Below are 1,084 nucleotides of genomic sequence, written 5' to 3' on the forward strand. Positions count from 1 at the left end.
ATGGAAATCCTGCGCTGGACCGGACAGCCCAGGCTGGCGGTGATCAACCCCATGGCGCCCCAGTCGCAAACCGAGACCTGGCAGCGAACCCTTGGCCAATTTTTTCAATGGGTGCGGGTCTTCAACCCGCTTACCGCTACGCTGCCGGCTCGCCAGGCGTTGCTACGCGCCGTGGGGGAACTGACCCCGGAATGGTCTGCCCCGATACAGGGGCTCATTCAGGGGCTGGCCGCGCGCGATCAACAGCGCCTGACAGATGTCAGCGACGCCCTGGCCGCCTACTGGGCGGAGCAGCTAGTGGAGCGCCAGCCGGTACAGGTACCCGGCGCCATCGGTCGTCAGCGGGCCGAAGAACAGTTGCGTCGCGCGCTGGATGAGCGCGAAACCGATTTTTTCCGTCATCTGCGTGAAGCCTGGGGCCATCGCACCAGCGAACTGGAGCGGGACAGCGGTTGGGAGCTGGACGCGGATCAGTTGATGAATACGGAAACCTGGTATCTCTGGGGCCTCAAGCAGCGGGATCTGCTCTGGGTCAGCGGCAGTGCGGGCGCGGCGACCGGCTTGGCGGTGGACGCTGGTCTGGGCGGTGCCTCGCTGTTGACCGGTGCGATTTCCGGTGGTGTCATCGGTTCGGTAGGCGGTTGGTTGGCCAGCCGGGAGTTGCCGGGCAAGCGTTTGGGCTGGCTGCCGCTGGCCCGTCAAAAGCAGGTGATGGGGCCGGTAAAGCACCCCAATTTCCCGCTGGTGGTGATGGCGCGGGCGCTGACCTTCACCCGCCAGTTGTGGTTGAAACCGCACGCGGAGCGCAGTGCGGTGGTGTTGCGTTCTGAGGCGGGTACCTGGCCAAGAGAGGAGCAGGTGCAACTGTTGGGTTGGGCAAAACGACTTCAGCAGGGGCGTTGGCAGGCCAAACATCAGGATGCTCTGGTTCGTTGGGTGGAGCATCAGTTACGGGTTTCCTTGGACGAGGCGTTTTCGCGGGAAGAAAAAACCAGTTGGGTTTGACTTTGTATTTCGAGCGTAGCGCTTCGAATTGAGTGCTGCGGCTGGGTCACCCCTTGCGAGACACGCCGTGAATACATCC

At 63.1% G+C, this 1,084-nt stretch carries 1 protein-coding gene; it reads left to right on the plus strand.

The window, feature by feature from the left end; translation table 11 throughout:
* Positions 1–1,005 (plus strand): DUF3482 domain-containing protein (locus tag B3520_RS12090; RefSeq protein WP_286876149.1); only part of this gene is annotated, 1,005 nt, incomplete at its 5' end.
* Positions 1,006–1,084 lie beyond the last annotated feature (79 nt).

The sequence above is a fragment of the Marinimicrobium sp. UBA4509 genome (assembly GCF_002388575.1).
Classification (GTDB): domain Bacteria; phylum Pseudomonadota; class Gammaproteobacteria; order Pseudomonadales; family Cellvibrionaceae; genus Marinimicrobium; species Marinimicrobium koreense.